At 72.1% G+C, this 19,078-nt stretch carries 14 protein-coding genes; 2 read left to right on the top strand and 12 right to left on the bottom strand.

Going from position 1 to position 19,078, the window contains the following annotated elements; genetic code table 11:
* Positions 1-5 precede the first annotated feature (5 nt).
* Positions 6-920: an MBL fold metallo-hydrolase gene (locus ABZ234_RS00700; RefSeq protein ID WP_355010398.1), complete on the bottom strand. Its 915-nt coding sequence runs from the start codon at positions 918-920 to the stop codon at positions 6-8.
* Positions 921-1,090: 170 nt separating this feature from the next.
* On the opposite strand from ABZ234_RS00700, the gene ABZ234_RS00695 reads away from it, so the two are divergent.
* Positions 1,091-3,910, top strand: coding sequence for an AAA family ATPase (locus tag ABZ234_RS00695; RefSeq protein WP_355010397.1), 2,820 nt, complete (start codon positions 1,091-1,093; stop codon positions 3,908-3,910).
* Between the two features lie 50 nt (positions 3,911-3,960).
* Here ABZ234_RS00695 and ABZ234_RS00690 read toward each other — a convergent pair whose 3' ends face one another.
* The 4 genes from ABZ234_RS00690 to ABZ234_RS00675 all read right to left on the bottom strand — a co-directional run bounded on the left by ABZ234_RS00690 (position 3,961) and on the right by ABZ234_RS00675 (position 8,724).
* On the bottom strand, positions 3,961-5,169 hold the full coding sequence (locus ABZ234_RS00690) for an MFS transporter (RefSeq protein WP_355010396.1): 1,209 nt from the start codon (positions 5,167-5,169) through the stop codon (positions 3,961-3,963).
* 514 nt (positions 5,170-5,683) lie between these two features.
* Positions 5,684-6,694: an STM4015 family protein gene (locus tag ABZ234_RS00685; RefSeq protein WP_355010395.1), complete on the bottom strand. Its 1,011-nt coding sequence runs from the start codon at positions 6,692-6,694 to the stop codon at positions 5,684-5,686.
* Between the two features lie 128 nt (positions 6,695-6,822).
* On the bottom strand, positions 6,823-7,605 hold the full coding sequence (locus ABZ234_RS00680; RefSeq protein ID WP_355010394.1) for an SDR family oxidoreductase: 783 nt from the start codon (positions 7,603-7,605) through the stop codon (positions 6,823-6,825).
* Positions 7,606-7,797: 192 nt separating this feature from the next.
* Positions 7,798-8,724: a cation diffusion facilitator family transporter gene (locus ABZ234_RS00675; RefSeq protein WP_355010393.1), complete on the bottom strand. Its 927-nt coding sequence runs from the start codon at positions 8,722-8,724 to the stop codon at positions 7,798-7,800.
* A gap of 329 nt (positions 8,725-9,053) precedes the next feature.
* Between ABZ234_RS00675 and ABZ234_RS00670 the strand changes: the two genes are divergently transcribed.
* Complete coding sequence (locus ABZ234_RS00670) at positions 9,054-9,749, top strand: GntR family transcriptional regulator (RefSeq protein ID WP_355010392.1); 696 nt, start codon at positions 9,054-9,056, stop codon at positions 9,747-9,749.
* 55 nt (positions 9,750-9,804) lie between these two features.
* Here ABZ234_RS00670 and ABZ234_RS00665 read toward each other — a convergent pair whose 3' ends face one another.
* From ABZ234_RS00665 to ABZ234_RS00635, 7 genes are all read right to left on the bottom strand, one after another.
* Positions 9,805-10,680 carry a carbohydrate ABC transporter permease gene (locus tag ABZ234_RS00665; protein WP_352985780.1) on the bottom strand — a complete coding sequence of 292 codons (876 nt, stop codon included), beginning with the start codon at positions 10,678-10,680 and terminating at the stop codon, positions 9,805-9,807.
* Positions 10,680-11,585 carry a sugar ABC transporter permease gene (locus tag ABZ234_RS00660; RefSeq protein WP_355010391.1) on the bottom strand — a complete coding sequence of 302 codons (906 nt, stop codon included), beginning with the start codon at positions 11,583-11,585 and terminating at the stop codon, positions 10,680-10,682. Before ABZ234_RS00660 ends, ABZ234_RS00665 begins: the two co-directional genes overlap by 1 nt.
* Positions 11,586-11,588: 3 nt before the next feature.
* Complete coding sequence (locus ABZ234_RS00655) at positions 11,589-12,872, bottom strand: ABC transporter substrate-binding protein (protein ID WP_355010390.1); 1,284 nt, start codon at positions 12,870-12,872, stop codon at positions 11,589-11,591.
* 130 nt (positions 12,873-13,002) lie between these two features.
* Complete coding sequence (locus tag ABZ234_RS00650; RefSeq protein ID WP_355010389.1) at positions 13,003-15,000, bottom strand: alpha-amylase family protein; 1,998 nt, start codon at positions 14,998-15,000, stop codon at positions 13,003-13,005.
* Positions 14,997-17,123 carry an alpha-amylase family protein gene (locus ABZ234_RS00645; RefSeq protein ID WP_355010388.1) on the bottom strand — a complete coding sequence of 709 codons (2,127 nt, stop codon included), beginning with the start codon at positions 17,121-17,123 and terminating at the stop codon, positions 14,997-14,999. The genes ABZ234_RS00650 and ABZ234_RS00645 overlap by 4 nt, the downstream gene beginning before the upstream one ends.
* A gap of 141 nt (positions 17,124-17,264) precedes the next feature.
* Complete coding sequence (locus ABZ234_RS00640; RefSeq protein ID WP_355010387.1) at positions 17,265-18,215, bottom strand: 2-hydroxy-3-oxopropionate reductase; 951 nt, start codon at positions 18,213-18,215, stop codon at positions 17,265-17,267.
* Between the two features lie 31 nt (positions 18,216-18,246).
* The gene (locus ABZ234_RS00635; protein ID WP_355010386.1) at positions 18,247-19,077 is read right to left on the bottom strand and encodes a TIM barrel protein; all 831 of its coding nucleotides are present in this window, start codon (positions 19,075-19,077) and stop codon (positions 18,247-18,249) included.
* Position 19,078 lies beyond the last annotated feature (1 nt).

Raw genomic sequence — 19,078 nt, 5'->3', positions numbered from 1 at the left:
GGGCCTCAGCCCTGCTCGGTGTACGGGGCGAAGGGGGCCCAGCCCTTGACGGCGAACTTGTCCCCCGCGCGCGACACCTCGGCGGCGCCGTGGCCGCCCAGGTGCGCGGGGACGACGAGCGCGTTGTTGTCGGCCGCCCAGCCCAGGACCTTGCGGCGGGTGGCGCGGGCGCCCGCGGGGTCCTCGCAGAAGCAGCTGTTGGAGTCGGGTTCGAGGATCTGCACCGGGCTGTGCAGCATGTCGCCGACGAACACCGCGCGGTCCGTCCCGGAGGTGAGGGTCAGCACGGAGGAGCCGGGGGTGTGTCCGGGAGCCGCGTCCAGGCGCAGGCCGGCGTCGATCCGGTGGCTGTTCTCCCACAGCAGTGTCAGACCGGCCCGGTGGACCGGGGCCACGCTGTCCTCGAAGACGTTCTGGTTGCCCCGGCCGAGGTTCGGCTCGTGCCCGTTCTCGGGGTTCCAGAAGTCGAAGTCGTCCTTGGGCATGAGATAGGTGGCGTTGGGAAACGTGGGTACCCAGTTCCGCCCGTCCAGGTAGGTGTTCCAGCCGACATGGTCGACGTGCAGGTGCGTGTTGATCACGATGTCCACGTCCTCGGGCTCGACGCCGGCGCGCGCGAGATTGGCGAGGAAGTCTGTTTCGAGGCGGCTCCAGACCGGCGAGTACGGGCGCTCCTTGTGGTTGCCCACACCGGTGTCGACGAGGATGGTCCTGCCCTCGCTGCGCAGCAGCCAGGTCTGGATCGCGGAATTCACGGTATTGGTCCCGGAATCCAGGAAATGCGGGTCCAGCCAGGAGGCGCCGTCGTTCCAGGCCTCCTTCGGGGTCTCCGGGAAGAAGGCGTCGGTCGTCATGTCGACGGTTCCGTAGTATTCCCGGACCCGGTCGATGGTGACGTTTCCGAGCGTGATCTGTTCCATGGGGCGTCCTCGTGTGTTCGGCGGGTTCTGGGGAACCGTACGGGCGGCCCGGGCGGGCCCGGTATCCGTCACGTGACTGCACCTGCGCGCGGGGCCGGGCGGCTTGTAGCCTGCCGGGGCCGGGGCAGGACGGCACCGGGTCGAAGAGCCATGTTTGCGGGGGGGCTTCCGTGGGTGAGCACACAGGCGGCGTCGGCGCGGCCGCGGGGCCGGAACCGGAGGCCGGGGGGCCGTTCGTCGGCCGGGAAGCGGAGTGGACGCGCCTCCTGCGTGCGGTGGAGCCGGAATCGGCGGACCCGGTGGTGGTGCTGCTGGGGGACGCGGGCACGGGGAAGAGCGCGCTCCTGGACCGCGCTGCGCGCCGGGCCGGGGCCGACGGCGCGCGCGTGCTGCGCGCCGCGGGGAGCGAGTCGGAGTCCGGGCTGGCGTTCTCCTCCCTGCACCAGCTGCTGCGGCCGTTGCACGACGAGGTGGACGAACTGCCGGACGGACAGCGCGCCGCCCTGCGGGAGGCCTTCGGCGCGGGGCGCGCCGTCGCTCGCGAGGGAGCGCCCGACCCCCTCCTGCTCGGGATCGCCGTCCTGGGCCTGCTGTCGGCCATGGGCGAGCGGCAGCCCGTGCTCGTGGCACTGGACGACGCGCAGTGGTTCGACCGCGCCTCCCTGGACGCCCTGGCCTTCGCCGCCAGGCGGCTGGCGGGGGAACCGGTCACCGTGCTGGTCGCGGCCCGCGAGGGCCACCGCCTCCCGGGGTTCGACCGCCACGTGCCCACGCTCACCCTGGGCCCGCTCGACGGCGCCGCGGCCGGCCGGCTCCTGGACCTGCAGCCGGCGGCTCCCACCGGACGCACCAGGGCGCGGATCACCGAGCAGGCCGCCGGCAACCCGCTGGCGCTGGTGGAACTGGCGAGGGCGGCCGCCTCCCGCGACACGGCCGCGGGGCTGCCCGACGCGGGCCCGCTCCCGCTCACCGGGCACCTGGAGCGGGTCTTCGCCGCACGCCTGGACGGCCTTCCCGCGGCGACGGGGCGGGCCCTGCTGCTCCTGGCCGCCATGGACAGCGCCGACTCCGACGTCGCCGCCGCGGCCGGACTGCCCGGCGCCGGGGACGCCGTCTGGCCGCCCGCGGAGGAGGCCGGGCTGGTCCGGCGGACCGGCCCGGTCCCCCGGTTCGGCCACCCGCTCGTGCGGTCCGCCGTGTACCACGCCGCACCCCCGGAGGCACGGCGCGAGGCCCACCTCGCGCTCGCCGGACTGCTGCGGGACGAACCGGACCGGCGCGCCTGGCACCTGGCCGCCGCCTGCACGCGCCCCGACGCGGCCGTGTCCGCGGAGCTGGAGCGGACCGCCGACCGGGCCCTCCGGCGCGGCAGCCACGCGGCGGCGGCCGAGGCCCTCCGGCGCGCCGCGGAGCTGGCGCCGCGGCGCGAGGACGGCGCCCGGCTGCTGGTCGGGGCCGCTTCTGCGGCCGTGTTCACCGGGGACCTCGCCCGGGTCGAGGAGCTGGCCGCCGCGGCACGCGCGCGCACGGACGACGCGTCGCTGCTGGCGTCCGTCGCCGTGCAGGCCGGACGGCTGGCGGTTTTGACCGGGCGCCACACCGCGGTCTTCTCCCGGCTGGCCGACGCCGCCGAGGGCTCGGCGGCCTCCCGGCCCGCCGCCGCCCTGGACCTTCTGGCCGAGGCCGCCGTGGTGCGGTTCTACTCCGGGGAGGACGCCCAGCGCCACCGCGTCCACGACCTCCTGGGGCGCCTCCCCGAGGGGGCCGCGGACGCCGCCCTGCGCGCCTGGGTGAGGACCGTGTCGGACCCCCTCGCCGCCAGGGACGAGGTCCTCCCCCTGCTCCCGCGGCTGGCCGCCGAGGCGCGGGACCGGCCGGAGCGGCTCACCGCCGTCGGGATCTTGGCGTGGCTCCTGGACGAGACCCCGCGGGCCGTCCGCGCCTTCGACGAGGCGTTCGACCGCTGGCAGGTGCGGGGAACCCTGCCGGAGGGGCTGGGCGGCGCCGTCGCCTGGGCCTATGTGGACCGGGGAAGGTGGGACCAGGCCCGGGAGGCCTGCGCCCGCACCACGGCGGTCGGCCGGCTGGTCGGCCTCGACCACGCCGTGGCCTGCGCGGCAGCCGTGGACGCCGTCGTGCTGGCCCACCGGGGTGACGCGGTCGCGGCCCGCGGCCGGGCCGAGGAGGCGCTCGCCCTGGTGGATCCGCTGGAAAGCCGCTCGGTCGGCGTCTACGCCCGCCGTGCGCTCGGGGCCGCGGCGGCCGTCGAAGGCGCGTACGGGACCGCCTACGAGCACCTCCGCGCGGTCTTCACCGCGGACGGCGAGCCCGTGCACTACCACGCCTCCCACCCGGCCCTCGCCGACCTGGCCGCGGCCGCCGTGCGCAGCGGTCACCGCGAGGAGGCCGCCGCGATCGTCGAGCGTTGCGCACACCTGCTCGCGAAGGGCGCCTCACCCCGCCTGCGCGCGCTGGTCGACCGGGCCCGAGGCCTGCTGGCGGACCCCGGGGACGCCGAACCGCACCTGCGGGCCGCCCTGGCGGACCCGGTCCTGGAGCACTGGCCCTTCGAGCGGGCGCAGGCCCTGCTCGACCTCGCCGAGCGGCTGCGGCGCCGACGGCGCATCGCGGAGGCCCGGGCGCCGCTCGCCGAGGCCCTGGAGGTCTTCCGCCGTCTGGGCGCACGGCCGTGGATCGAGCGCGCCCGGGCCGAGGCGCGCGCCGCCGGCCTCGACGTCGTGGACGCCGCCCCGGACGCGCTCGCCGAACTCAGCCCGCAACAGCAGCAGATCGTCAGGCTCGCCTCCCGGGGGCTGACCAACCGCGAGATCGGTGAGAAGCTCTTCCTCTCCCCGCGCACGGTGGGCTCGCACCTGTACCGCAGCTTCCCCAAGCTGGGCGTCACCGCCCGGTCCCAGCTGCGCGACCTCGTCGGGGGCGCGCCCGCGTCGGTCGGACACCGGGACCGGTGGAGCCCCGCCACCGGGTAGCGGCGGGGTGCGGGTGGCGCGGTGCGGGGCGGGCAGCGACTCCCCGGTCCTCACCGGGGCCGGCCGGGTCCCTCCCCCTTCTCCGGGGCGGTGATCCGCCGCGTGGCCCCCGACGCGAGGAAGGCCGGCACCAGCGCGGCACAGACGACCGGTATCGCCTGCTGGATGCCGTAGAGCCCTCCGAGCAGCCCCAGCAGCGGCGGACCCCCCAGGAAGGCCGCATAGCCCAGCGAACTGATGACGGACACCCTCGCCGCCGCCCTTTCGGGGTCGTCCGCCGCCGCGGCGATGCCGACCGGGAACCCCATCGCGGCCCCCAGGCCCCACAGAAGCGCTCCCACCAGAGCCCACGCGACCGCGTTGCCGAGAGCCACGACGAGTACGCCGCCGAGGGCCAGTCCGACCGAGAGGCGCAGCACTCCGGCCCGGCCGATACGGGCGACGAGAGCGCCTCCGGTGAGGCGCCCCGCCGTCATGGCCGCCACGAAGGCGGCGAACGCCAGGGCCCCCGTGTGCTCGGCGGCCCCGTAACCGTCGACCAGGACATAGGCGATCCATTCGTTGGCCGTGCCTTCGGCGAAGGCGAAACCCAGGACGCACAGGCCGATGAGAAGGGTTCGCCGTTCACGCCAGGAGGCCAGAAGAACACCCCCGGGCGCGCGCCCGGCACCGACATTCCCGCGCATTTCCCCGCCCCGCGCAAACCGCCTGAGCAGAAAGGCCGTCAGCACCAGCAGGCCTGCCATGCCCGTGTTCTGGAGCGACAGCGGCACCGACATTCCCGCCAGAAGTGCGCCGAGAAGGGCCCCGGCCACGGTTCCCAGACTGAGCGCGGCGTGAAGTCGCGGCAACAGGCTCTCACTGCCGATGAGGTGGGCCGTACGTGAGCCGACGACGTTCATGCCGACTTCCCACAGCCCCATTCCCAACCCGACGGAAAAGAGCGCGGCCGCCGTGAGGGGCCACGAGGCGGTTCCCAGGCCGACGGCGAGCGCCAGCAGCCCTGCCGCCGCGAGGGAGATGCCGGCGGTGATCCCCCGGCCCCCGCCGAGGCGTTGGACCAGGAGGCCTGCGGCGGGGAGCCCGGACACGGCCCCGGCGGACAGCCACAGCAGAAGCAGCCCGAGTTCCGCCGTGGACAGGCCCAGCTCCGTTCCCAGGGCCGGCACCCGGCTCACCAGCGCCGCGTACATGACTCCGTTCGCCGCGAAAGCACCGTAGACGGCCGTCTTCCCACTGTTCGCAGTCGTGCCGGGCACAGCGGTCCCTCCTGTCGGGCCACGATGGCTCCGGTCGACCGGATGTGCGCGCTTCCGCCGTTGCCCGGCACACCCGGCCGCCCCCTGCGGGCCACCGGCGCGACGGCGTATTCGCGCCGAGCCCCCCTCGTCCGATCAGTGCGGTGCGGCCTCCGTTTGCGTTTTCCGCAGACACGCCAGAAACACCGAAAAATGTGTCAGAATTCAACATCGGCACAGCGGGACAGACCGAGGAGATAAAAGCTCGGAGGGGAATCCCTCACACAGTCGGCCCGTACAATTCAGGGGCATTCTGTCCGCCCGTGCAGCCCGCGCCGATCCCATTCCTCCGATCGCCCTGCATTCACTTCACCGGGCATTGGACGTCGGTCACGTTACCCGTTTCGCCGTAATAGCGGAAGGGGGGCGCAGGACCGACGGCTGCGACCGGGCGCGCGGGGCGGTGGGGGCACGGGGAACCGCGTTCGGCCGGGGCCGCCGGTGGTCGGTCCGGCCCCGGCCGTGAGCGTTCCGGCTACTCGGACGCCGCGGTGTAGTAGTAGGGCTCCTCGTCCTCGTCGTACTCCTCGTCATCGTCGTCCCTTCCGGCGTCCAGGTCGAGTTCGACCCCGGATCCGGCGAACGCGGCCCGCACACGCTCCACCGTCTCCTCGCCCAGGAAGTGGTGGTGCAGGTCGAGCCGGCGCAGACCGGCGAAGGCCCCGGCCCGGTCGACGAGCTCCCGTGCGCCCTGGTCCGTGAGGATGCCCAGGGACAGGTCGAGCACCTCCAGGCCCGCGAGGACGGGCGCCTCGGCGAGCACCGGGACCCACTCGGCCCACTTCTCGGCGTTGCGCACCCCCAGGTACCGCAGCCGGGGGAACGCCTCGCCCGAGAGCACCGGCGCCAGGTCCTGCGGGGAGGTGCTGCCGCCGTAGTCCTCCATCCCCAGCCACAGCTCCAGGTGCTCCAGCGCCGACAGACCCGAGGACGCCACCTCGCGCACGACCCGGCCGGGCAGGCCACCGCTCTGCAGGGTGAGGGAACGCAGCGAGGCGTGCGAGGGCACGTGCAGCCCGAGCCGGCCGTCCATGCCGTCGGCGCCCTTCACGGTCAGCGCCTCCAGCCGGGGAAAGGCGGCCACGAGCGGCGCCAGGTCGGGCTGGGAGATCCAGGAGAGCTCGCACTCGTCGAAGGTGATGTCGCCGAAGAAGACCGAGCGCAGGTTCGGCAGCGCGTCGGCGTGCTCGACCAGCAGGTCCGCGGCCTGGTACATGCCTCCCTCATTGGCATAGGACCATTCGCCGACGACCAGGGCCGTCAGCCGCTCGGTGTCCACCTCGGACAGGAACCGGGCGAGGTAGTCGGTGCACTCGTCCTCGGGGGGTGTCCGCACGCCCGCGCTGGTCCGCAGCCGCCAGGCCGTGGCGGCGGGGTCGCGCGGGTCGCCGCCCTGCTCCCGGATGCGGGCGAACCGCTCCTCCCACGTGCCGCTGGCGGGGAACTCGACCACGGGCAGGCCCGCGTACTCGGTGAGGTCGGACATGGGGGCTCTCTTCTCAGGCTTCAGGGGGTGAAATGTCCCCCATGCCTAGCAGTTCCGGAGGACAGACGGGGGGTCGGGAGCCTTCCGGTGCGGGGCGGTCCGAAGCGCACCCCCGCTCCCCGGCACGGTCACAGCGCGTGCCCCCCGGCGACCTGCAGGACCTGTCCGGTGACCCATCGGGCTTGGTGGGAGGCCAGGTAGACCACGGCGTCGGCGATGTCGTCCGGCTCTCCGACCCTGCCCATCGGCACGGCCTCCCCCGCCCGGGCGACGAGCTCCTCGTCCATCCAGCCGGTCTGGACGGGCCCCGGGGCGACGGCGTTCACCCGGATGCCGCGCGCCGCCAGGTCCAGCGCGGTGGACCTGGTCAGCGCCTCCAGCGCGCCCTTGGACGTCCCGTAGCCGGTCTGGCCGGGAAAGGCCCGCGCGGCGTCGGTGGTGATGTTGACGATGCACAGCGGCTCGCCCCCGCGGCGCAACCGTGCCGCCTCGGCGGTGAGGACCGCTGGGGCCACGGCGTTCACCCGGTAGTGGCGCTCCAGGGACGCGTGGGTCAGGGTGTCGACGGTGTCCGGCGTCTCGCAGTGGGCGGCGTTGTTGACCAGGACGTTGACCGGTCCGGCCCGGTCCGCGACCTCGCGCACGAGCCGGACGGGCCCATCCGGCTCGGACAGGTCGGCGCCGACGGCGAAGGAGCCGTTGCCGAGTTCCTCCGCGAGCTCGTCCGCGGTCCCCGCGGCGGGGGTGACGTGGGCCCACTCGGCCCCGGCCGGCGCCGGGGGGTCGCGGTCGAGGTGGTGGACCGCCACGCGCGCCCCCTGGGCGGCGAACGCGCGGCTGATCGCCGCGCCGATGTTCCCGGATCCGCCGGTGACCAGGACGGTCTGTCCGGCGAGGCGGGTGTCGATCATCGTTGCCCCTTCGGTGGTTCCTCGGTCGGCCCGGTGCGGGGGCCGGCGTGCCCACACCCCGCGTCCCGGCCGCGGCCCGACCCGCTGCGGGGGCCGGTACGCCCAGGGTTGCCCCACCCGCCCGCAGCCGCAACCCGTTTGTCCGGGCACCGCACCCCCCGCGGACCCGATCTCCGGGGCTCCGCGGCCGCCTCAGCCCGGGGAGCGGGGGCGCAGCAGGTCGGGTTCGATGTAGATGATCTTCGCGATGGGCACGGCCTCGCGGATCCTGCGCTCGGCCTCGTCGATCGCGCGGGTGACACGCCGGGCGTCGTCCTCGGCGTCCACGGCGACCTTGGCCGCGACCAGCAGTTCCTCGGGCCCCAGGTGCATCGTGCGCATGTGGATGACGGCGTCGATGTCCGCGCAGTCCAGGATGGCCCCGCGGATGAGGCGGATGTTCTCCTCGCTGGCGGACTCCCCGATGAGCAGGCTCTTGACCTCCACGGCCAGGAGCACGGCGAACACCACGAGCAGCAGACCGATGGCCCCCGAACCCAGGCCGTCCCAGACGCCGTTGCCGGTGATCAGGGTCAGACCGACCCCGACCAGGGCGAAGGCCAGGCCGATGAGGGCGCCGGTGTCCTCCAGCAGGATCACCGGCAGCTCGGGGGACTTGGTGCGGCGGATGAACCCGAACCACCCCACCCGGGCGCGCGCCGACCTGGACTGGCGCAGCGCGGTGCGCAGCGCCGTCGCCTCCATCACGGCGGCCAGCAGCAGCACCACGATGGGCACCCACTGCCAGGAGGTGATCGGGTGGGGGTCGCGGATCTTCTCCCATGCCCCGTACAGGGCGAACAGCCCGCCGAGGGTGAACAGCACGATCGCCACGAGGAAGGCGTAGACGTAGCGCTCGTGGCCGAAGCCGAAGGGGTGCTCCGGCGTGGCGGTGCGCACCGACCGACGTCCGCCGATGAGCAGCAGGATCTGGTTTCCGGAGTCGGCCACCGAGTGCACCGACTCCGCGAGCATGGCCGAGGACGCCGTCAGGAGATAGGCCACGAACTTGGTCACGGCGATCCCGAGGTTGGCCGCCAGCGCCATGACCACGGCCTTCGTGCTGTCCTCGGTACTCACCGCGTCGCCTCCTCGTCAGCTGCGGACCGCCGGCCGGGCCGCGGCGGTCGCACCGCCGGCCTCCCGGGGCGCGGTGTCCGGAAGGCCCGCCCCGGACTTTCCCAGGTTCCGTGGCGGGCGGTGCACGTGCAAGCACCCCGCTGCCGTGTCGGACCGGGCTTTCCCCGGCCTGTGCTTCCGGTCCTCCGGGGTGGACGGGACCGGCCGGGAAGCCACGGAACTGTGCGGGGGGTCACACGGGCACCCCCGGGGTCACGACCAGCTGTTCTACCGGTGTACTGGTCTTACAGATGTATGTGTCAGGGTCTCGGCTGTGGCACGATGAGTACGTGAATCGACAGGCCAACTTCACCCTCGCACCCTCGTCCCTGACCGACGCGCTCTACCAATCGCTGCGTCGCCGCATCGTCAACGGAGAGATCGCCGCCGGTGAGAAGCTCACCGAGCACCGCATCGCCAGTGAGTACGACGTGGCGCGTCCGACCGCCAAGGCGTGCCTCGAACGGCTCACGGTGCTCGGCCTGCTCCGCCGTTCCGCCCACAAGACGGCGGTCGTCCCCGACTTCCACGCGGACGAGATCCACGACCTCTTCTTCAGCCGGGGCACCGTCGAGAGCGCGGCGGTCACCGTACTGGCGTCCGAGGGGGCGGTTCCCGCCGAGGCGGCGGAGGCCCAGGTGCTCATCGAGGCCGCGGCCCGGGACGGCAACTTCGAGCGGCAGGTCGACGCGGACATCGCCTTCCACACCGCGCTGGTGTCCGGCGCCGGCAGTGAGCGGCTGAGCCGGATGCACGAGCTGATCATGGGGGAGGTGCACCTGACCATGGGCCGCTTCCAGGCGCACCGGGCCACGCAGGGCTCCACCGTGGCCCACGAGCACGCCACCATCCTCGCCGGCATCGAGGCCCGGGATCCCGACACGGCGCGCCTGCGCCTGTCCGAGCACCTCGACCACGCGCGCGACCGCCTCCTGGCAGGGCTGGAGACCGGTGCGCAGGAGGCGGCCGGGGCCGGGGGCGAGTAGTACGTCGACGGGACGGAGCCGGCCCGGGCGCGCCGGACCGGCTTTTCCGTCCCTCCTACTTGAGGCCGCTGGTGACCATGCCGCGGATCAGGTAGCGCTGCGCGAAGACGAAGAACAGGATGACCGGCAGCAGGGAGACCAGGGACATCGCGAACAGCATCCCGATCCCCTGCTGGCTCTCCGAGCTCACCATCGCGCTGAGCGCGACCGGCACGGTGTACATGTCCGTCGACGTCAGGTAGATGAGCGGCGTGAAGAAGTCGTTCCACGTCCAGATGAACGTGAAGATGGTCGTCGTCACCAGGGCCGGGCGCATGAGCGGGAAGACCACGTGCCAGAAGATCCGGAAGGGGCCCGCCCCGTCGATCGCCGCGGCGCGGTCGAGGTCGCGCGGGATGCCCCTGATGAACTGCACCATCAGGAAGATGAAGAACGCGTCGGTGGCGAGCAGCTTGGGGATCAGCAGCGGCAGATAGGTGTCCACCCATCCCAGCTGGGCGAAGAAGATGTACTGCGGGATGATCAGCACGTGCATCGGCAGCATGACCGAGACGAGGGTGATCCCGAAGAAGAGGCGGCGCGACCTGAACTCCAGCCTGGCGAGCGCGTAGGCCGCGAGTGAGCAGGAGAAAAGGTTGCCGAGGATCGATCCCACGGTCACGACGAGGGAGTTGAGGAAGAACACCGAGAAGGGGCGGTTGAGGGCGTGCCAGCCCTCCCGGAAGTTCTCGAAGGTGACCTCGGTGGGGACGAGCCCCGGTTCGGTCAGGATGAGGTGCGCGGGCTTGAAGGCGCTGACGATCATCCAGACCAGCGGGTAGATCATCACGATCAGGAAGAGCAGCAGGGCGCCGTGCTTGAGCATGGCGCTCCGCGTGCGTCGGCGGCTCCGGGGGCCGCGTGCGCCCGCGACCGGTGCGGCGTCGATCATCAGTCGTCTCCGTAGAAGACCCAGTACTTGGACAGGAAGAAGTGGACCGCGGTCACGGCGCCGATGACCAGCAGCAGGACCCAGGCCAGCGCGGAGGCGTAGCCCATGTCGAAGGCCTTGAAGCCCTGTTGATAGACGTAGAGCGTGTAGAAGAGGGTGGAGTCGACCGGGCCGCCGGTACCGCCGCTGATCACGTGTGCCTGGGTGAAGGTCTGGAAGGCGCCGATGGTCTGCAGGATGAGGTTGAAGAAGATGATCGGTGTGAGAATCGGGACGGTGATGTGCCAGAACTGCCGTACACGCGAGGCCCCGTCCACGCGGGCCGCCTCGTAGTACTCCTCGGGGATCTGCCGCAGGCCGGCGAGGAAGATGACCATCGGCGATCCGAAGGTCCACACGTTGAGCACGATGAGGGTCGAGAGCGCCGTGGACGGGTTCTGGAGCCAGCTCTGCCCCTCGATCCCGATCAGCGCGAGGAAGTCGTTGACCAGGCCGTGGTGTCCGAACACCTCCCGCCAGAGGACGGCGATCGCGACGCTCGCCCCCAGGAGCGAGGGAAGGTAGAAGGCGCCGCGGTAGAACGCGAGCCCCCGCACCCCGCGGTCCAGCAGGACCGCGAGGAGGAGCGCGAACATCAGCTGGAGCGGGACCGAGACGAGCACGTACCGTGCGGTGACGGACGTGGACGCCCAGAACCGCTCGTCGCCGAACATGCGCTCGAAGTTGGCGAGCCCGGTGAAGTTCGGTGTGCTGAGGATGTTGTAGTCGGTGAAGGCCAGGTAGAGGGAGGCTCCGAGCGGGACGGCCGTCACCAGGCACAGTCCCAGCAGCCAGGGGGTGAGGAAGACGTAGGCGGCACGCCCCTGCTGCCTGACGGCGGGACGGCGCTTCACTGAGGGGGCCACGCCCTACGCCCCCTGGTCGATGCCGGACCGGATCTCTTCGATGAGCGACTCCGCCACCTCCGAGACGGCGCCGTTGCCCAGGGCGACGTTCTCCGACGCCCTGGACAGTGCCTCCCGCCAGGTGCCCGTCCCAGGGGGAGCCTCGTACCGCGGCCGCTGTTCCTCGGCCCGCTCCGCCTCCACCACGGTCAGCATCTCCGTCTCGTCCTCCGAGGCGAACTCGTAGGAGGCGGCGAGGACGCGGGGGTTGGGGGGAGCCCCCATGGTGAGACCCACGGTCCGCAGGAAGTCCGCGTTGTTGACGCTGAAGTCGATGAGCCTCCCGGCCGCCTCGACCTTGTCGTCGTCGATGCCCTGGTAGACGGCCAGGCGGGGGTAGTAGAGGAAGCGGTGGCCGTCGGCCGCGCCGTCGACGACCGGCACGGACCGGAGCCGGTACTTCCAGTCGGGGAACATCGTGGCTTCGTCGATGATGTGGTTGGAGCTTCCGAAGTTGAGCAGGACACTGTCCCCGACCGTGGAGAAGTCGGGCTGCATGCCCTCCTGCTCGCCCAGGCTCAGGACCGCCCCCTCGTCGAGGAGCTTGCGCCACCACTCGAACCAGTCGCCGAGCGCCTCGGCGTCGAAGCCGACGTCGCCGCCCTCGGTCCACAGGTCCTGGTCGCGCTGGCGCAGCCAGGCCTCGAGGCCCATGTCCTGGTCGGGGGTGTAGCTCGCCCCCTTGCGTCCCGCCGCGTTGTTGGCGCTGTAGTCGACGAGGAACTCGGCAAGGTCGTCCCACGTCCAGTCCTCCCCCGGCATCTCCGCTCCCTCCTCCTCCAGGAAGGTCTCGTTGTGGCGGACGACGGGGACGAAGACGCCGTGGGGCATGGTGACGAGCTCGCCGCCCAGGGAGAAGGACGCGATGTCCTCTTCGCCGTAGTCGGACAGGTCCAGGGTGGGGATGTCGTCGAGCCTGCGGTACAGCCCGTTCGCCTCGTACGTCATGACCTGGGGGGAGGCGATCCAGAAGATGTCGGCGACGTTGCGGGCCGCCATCTGCGTGGTCATGCGCTCCTGGAAGGCGGTGTATTCCGCGAACTCCGGATCGACCGTGATGTCGGGGTTGGCCTCCTGGAACTCCTCCAGTGCCCGGGTGTAGGTCTGCTGGCGGACGGTGTTCCCCCACCAGGCGTAGCGGAGCGCAGAACTGGAACCGCTGCCGCCGCAGCCGGACAGGAGCGTGGACGCCCCCATCGCGCCCAGGCCGGTCAACGCGAGAAAAGCGCGCCGATCGAAGTCTCTCATCACATTCCCTTCACTGCGGGGGAAGTCACACAGGTGCGTGTGCAGCCTCATAGGACATGTTTCCGACCCAGATCTGGTCTGTCAATAATCCATGAATACTTGTTTGACAATGTTACCGGGCCTTGATGGGTCAAGGCCTGACCAGCACCTCGAAGAGGTCGATACGGGGCAGTACGACCTCGCCGTCCCCTGCCAGCCCGGTGTCGGCACACAGGGCGAACGACGGCTGCTCCGGCCACCACGGCACCCTCAGACGGCGTCCCTCCACCGGCAGGGGCGTCCGGAACCCTTGGGGCACATCGCCCGAGTGGTTGATCAGGTGGACCACTCCCCCGGCCGCCGAGGCACCCAGGACCACCTCGACCTGCTCGGGGAGGTCGGTGTCGACCTGGACGGGCCCCCTCGCCGTGCGCAGCGCCGTTTCGACGAACACGTCCCTGTGCCCGCTCAGACCCGCCTGCCGGTACGCGCGGCCCGGGGTCCAGGGCAGGACGGCGATCCGGCCCCGTCCGTGGTCGCGCCACAGTGCGCCGGGCAGGTCGAGGGCCAGGTGGCCGTGGCACTTCTCGGGAGGGCCGTAGGGGGCGCGGGACAGCATCGGCAGGTCCGTCCCCGCGTCCGGCAGGGGCTCGACCACGTGGAAGGCGCCCAAGACGGGGAGGTCGCCCCCGCGGCGCGCGTCCTCCCGGCCGGGACGGCGCAGGTGGAGCGAGCGCACGGACTCGACGGTGTCCCGGACGGCCGTCCGGCGCAGCACCGGGGAGCCCTCCAACTGGAAGGCGTCTCCCTCGAACCCGCTCCCGCCTGTGGCGAGCACGCCTCCCCCTCCGGCGACGAAGCGGTCCAGGGCCCCGACCCCCTCGGGTTCCAGCGGCCCGAGGTCGGGGAGGACGACCAGGCCGTAGTCGCCCAGGCGGCCCTGGTCGCCGACGTCCGGAAGGCGCGGCTCCGGCAGGACGTCGAACGGGATGTGCCTTTCGAGGAGCGCCGTGTACAGTCCCCGGAACTCGTGCGTGGCCTCCTCCAGCCGCGCGGGGGAGAGCTTCAGCGGATCCGGCCGCACCAGGAGGGCTCGGGCGGCCGGTGCGAGGTCGCGATAGACCTCGCCGTGGTCGCGGTGGAAACGGGTCATCTCGCCGGCCACGCCGAGGCACTCGTAGGTGACGTCCTCGGGGGTGCCCATGATGTAGGTGGAGGGGTTGGCGCCGCGCGAGACGGCCTGGACCAGGTACTGGGCGAAGTGGTGGGGCTCCTCCCCTGCCAGACGGTAGGGCATGTCGACGAAGCCCACGGCGTTGGTGAGCACCGGAACACGCGGCCGATACGTCCTGGCCGCGCTGACGTGTTCGGCGGTCCGGTGGTGCCACAGGGGACGGCCGACGGCGTTGTTGGCCTCGTGGAAGACGATGTCGGCGCGATCCCCGAGGATGAGCGGCGCCTCCGGGCGGCGCGCACTGACGTGGGCGCGCACGCGTGCGGTCAGCTCGTCGAGCACGGTCGCCGTGAACCTCTTCCACACGGGGTAGGTCGGGGAGTGCGGCCCTGCGGGCAGTTCGGTGCCGGGGGCGAAGTCGGCGAAGGCCCTTCGGCAGGGCAGGCAGTGGCAGGTGCCCCGGTGGACGCCGCTGTAGTCGACCTCGTTGAACGACATCCAGTTGAAGAAGAAACCGTCGACGGCGTACCGGTCCAGCACTTCGTCGACCACGTCGAAGAGGCGGTGCTGGTAGTAGTCCCCGCTCGGACACACACTGGTCAGGCCGTTGTACACCTGCTGAGCGCCGTCGGCGCCGGTGAAGCACCACTCCGGGTGGCGTTCGGCGCGGCGGTGATCGACCTTGGAGAAGTCCATCCGGGCCAGGACCCGTATCCCCCGCTCCCCCGCGGCCGCCACCGCGTCACCGACCAGGTCGCCGGACGGGCGTTCGGCCAGTGCAGGGTTGCGGGTCTGGAAGTCCAGATCCGTGGGGTGGTTGGAGACGATGCCGCCGACACTGAGGAGCCAGGCACTCGCGCCGAAGCCCTCCAGGTAGTCGAGGACCCTGCCGACGTCCAGGCCGGCGTCGACCTCCCTCAGGTTCGTCTGGAACATCTGGAACGGCCGCTGCCACCAGAGGTCGTGTCCCGTCACGCCCCCTCACCCCCGATCCAGGTGAACCGGACGGTCTCGAGGAGGTCAGCGGAGTCGACGGTGACCTCGGCGCGGCCCTCCCGGAAGCGGACCGGGACATCGGCGCCCGCGACGAGGAGCCGGGCGCGCGCACCGACCGCCCCCTCGGGCAGGGCGATCGAGACCTCCTGCGGAGGGAGTGGAAGGATCTCCCGCATGGGCCCCTTGAGTGCCATGGGGTTGGTGAGGTTCACGATGACCACGGCGACCGACTCGGGGTTCTCCCACACCGCGAGGTCGACCAGGCCGCGCCCCCGCACCCGGACCCGCTCCGGTACGCCGAGTGCCCAGCGGACGGCATTGGCCACGAGGGTCCCGTGGTCGGGCTGGAGGGCCTCCCAGAACAGGGCCCCGAGGTTGAAGGGGACGTAGACCGAGCGTCCTCCGCCGGGAAGCTCCCGGGCGATGAGTGCGGGGCTACCGGGCTGCTCCCTCGGATACACCTCCTCCATCGGCAGGTCGGGGTAGTCGGGCACGAAGCGGAAGGGCACCTCGGTCCCGGCGCGGGCGGTCACCCCGACGAGCTCGGTCCCTCCGATGATGCGCTCCGCGCCGTCGAACCCGGCGTTGGTGGGGTGGTCCCCGGTGAGCGCGATGTAGTTGTTCTTCACGGGGCCGCGCACAGGCATGCTCAGGTCGGCGCCGAAGACGTCGGCGAGTCCGAAGTTGGCGCGGGGGGTGCCGTACTCGTCGTCCAGGGAGGACCTGTGGGCGGCGACGACGCTCCCCCCGGACTCGGCGAACGCCTGGACGGTCCGGCACTGCTCCTGGCTCAGCCGCTCCGCGTCGGGGAGGACGAGCACCTTGAACCGGTGGAGCTCCTCCACCGTCAAATTCGGCTCCGCGACGATCTCGAAGGGGATGCGGGCCTCGACCAGGGCGTGGTAGAAGCCGTCCTCGTGGGCCCGCGTCCCGGTCCCCGCGGGGCCCGAGCCCGTCTCCAGGAGCGCCACGTCCGCCGTGACCGCACGGGCCGCCAGTTCGGGCTCGAGCAGTTCGTGGAGCGCGAAGGCGTCGGCGACGGGCCGTACCCAGCGGCGGTCGGGGACCATGCCGTTGAACTTGGTGAACCAGGGGAAGGCCCCCTGGGCGAAGCCGTCGACGATCCACATGGTGGTCTCGGCGCCCGGCGACACCGAATCCTTCCAGCGGTGCTGGTGGTCCTCGGGGCCGATGGAGGTGATGAGGCCGACCGGCCTGTCCCGGAACACCGCCCTGCTCCGCTTGCCGTTGCGGCCGGCCGACCAGGGCGCCTCGACCCCGGAGCGGCCCTGCTTGTCGATGAGGAAGAAGGGGAAATGCCTGGCCAGCATGTCGCGGTCGAGGTCGCGGGCGGCGATGCTGCCCAGGTTGGGGATGAACCGGGCGTGCGGGCGAATGTCGCGCACGGCCCGGTCCCACAGGCTCACCAGTTCGCTCAGCTTGCGCCGGCGCCACACCACGTACGCGCGCCAGGCGGGGTCGGAGGAGTCGCCCTCGCGGCGCGGCAGGTCGAACCCGGTCTCGTCGCGGAAGCTGCGCAGTGCCGCTTCGCTGTAGGAGATGCCGTGGCCCTGCCAACGGTTGGCGAACACGGCGTCCACGTCGTACCGGGTGACGATCTCCCTGGCCACCTCGGTGATGAACTCGCGGTTGTAGGGACCGAACGGACAGGTCAACCAGATGTCGGGGTAGCCCCAGTGCTCCACCGGCCGACCGTCGGCGGTGCGCGCCAGCCACTCGGGGTGCGCGCGTGCGGCGTCGGAGTGGACGGCGTGGGGGTCCACCCGTGCCATGACGTGCATGTCGAGGCTGCGGGCCCCGTCGACGAGGGTGCCGAAGGGGTCGGTGTCACCGAGGTGGGCGCTGCGGTAGTGGTACGGGATGTCGGTCGGGTAGAACGCGACGTAGCCGCCGGCGCTGATGCAGGCCGCGTTGGACCTGGTCTCGCGCATGACGTCGATCCAGAAGCCGGGATCGAAGCGTCCGGGGTCGTTCTCCGTCAGTGTGAGCTGTGTCCACCGTGTCGCGCCCAGGTGCCAGTCGGACGTGCGTGGCGCGCTGGCCGCGGTCCCGGGCCCGCTCTCCGTCACACCCTGTGCCATGTGGCTGGTCCTCTCGTCGGCGTGGCCGCCGCGGGCCCGGCGTCTTCCGCGCCGGTGGTGCTCCGCGACGGCGGCAGCCAGTATAGGCACATTGTCAGTCAAGATTTCAAGACTGACAATGCGCCCGAGAGGGTGGACGGATCAGCCGGAGGCCTCCGCTTCACGGCCGGACAACTTCTCCACCTGCAACAACAGGGCGGAGTGGTCGAGAGATCCGTGGCCTTGGGCGCTCAGCGCACCCATCAGGGTCGCTGTCAGTGCTCCGAGGGGGATCGCCACGCCGGCCTCGCGCGCTGCGGCCGTCACGATCCCCAGGTCCTTGTGGTGCAGGTCGACCCTGAACCCCGGTGCGAAGTCGCGCGCGAGCATCGACGCGGCCTTGCGGTCCAGGACCGTGCTCCCCGCCAGTCCGCCCGCGAGCACGCGCACCGCACGCTCGCGGTCGACGCCGTGCGCGTCGAGGAAGACCAGCGCCTCGGAGACGAGTTCGATCACCCCCGCGACGATCAGCTGGTTGGAGGCCTTGACGGTCTGGCCGGCACCGGCCGCCCCGACGTGGACCACCGTCGCGCCGAGCGCGTTCAGCACGGGCTCCGCCAGGGTGAAGGCCTCCGGCTCGCCCCCGACCATGATCGAGAGCTTCGCCTCGACGGCCCCCTGCTCTCCCCCGCTGACGGGCGCGTCCAGGACCGGCACCCCCCGGGCCTCCCCCGCCTCTGCCAGGGAACGGGCCACGTCGGGCCTGATGGTGCTCATGTCGATGAGCAGCGCACCGGGCCGCATGTGCGCCAGGGCCCCGTCCTCACCGAGGACCACGGCTTCCACGTCCGGCGAGTCGGGCAGCATCGTGACGACGGCGTCGGCTCCCGCCACCGCCTCGGCCACCGAGGGTGCGGCGCGCCCGCCGGCGTCCACCAGCGCCTCCCTCTTCCCGGCGCTGCGGTTGTACCCCACCACGTCGAATCCGGCGCGGACGAGGTTGGCCGCCATGGGGGCTCCCATGACGCCGAGGCCGATGAACGCGATCGTTCGTACACTCACTGCACAAGCTCCTGGGTCGTTTCGTCGGTGCCGGCGAGCCGTCCGGCCCACCGGAATGCTGTGCTCCGGCCGGGACTGGTCCTCACGCCTCAGGGCCCCCGGGGAGACCGGGCAGGTCGGAGGAGCGCGTCCAGGCGAAGGGGGAGGGTCCCCCGCCCGCGTGCTCCAGGGCGACCCATCCGCCGTAACCGCTGCCGGCGAGGTCGAGCACCCAGTCGCCCAGCGGGAGCCCGCCCGTTCCGGGGGCGCCCCGGCCGGGCGCGTCGGCCAGCTGAACATGGCTCACCCGGTCCCGGTGACGGGCGAGGGCGGCCGGGACGTCGTCGCCGTTGACGGCCAGGTGGTAGACATCCAGGAGGAGGCCGAGATTGTCCGCGCCCGTCTCCTCTCCGACACGGTCGATCACCGCCACCGCCTCGTCCGCCGTGAGCAGCGGGTAGTCCGGGGCTCCGCTGACCGGCTCGACGAGGATCGTGCCACCGATCTCGGCGAGTTCGCCTGCGGCCTCCCCCAGTGCGCGGACGGCGGCGGCGTCCTGCTCGTTGTCGGGGACATCGGCGCGGCGGTTGCCGTACAGGGCGTTGAACGACCGGCAGCCCAGGGCCTCCGCGATACGGCGCACCACGGCCGTGTGGGCCCGCAGTTCGTCGGCGTGGTCGGGCCAGGAGACCACGCCCCGGTCGCCGCCGGGCATGTCACCGGCGTAGAGGTTGAGTCCGACCAGGCTCAGTCCCGAAGCGCGGACGGTGTCGACGAAGCCCTCGACCTCGTGCTCCGGAGGTGTCGGCCCGGCGAAGGGCCACCAGAACTCGACCGCCTCGAAGCCGGCCTCCCGGACCGCCGCGAGCCTCTGCTCGGGCGGCCGGTCCTTCATCATGATGGAACAGTTCACGGCGTAGCGCGGTGTCTGCACG

Source organism: Nocardiopsis sp. NPDC006198 (assembly GCF_040613895.1).
GTDB lineage: Bacteria > Actinomycetota > Actinomycetes > Streptosporangiales > Streptosporangiaceae > Nocardiopsis > Nocardiopsis tropica.
Note: the sequence above shows the minus strand (reverse complement) of the source record. Positions and strands in the feature narration are given on the sequence as shown.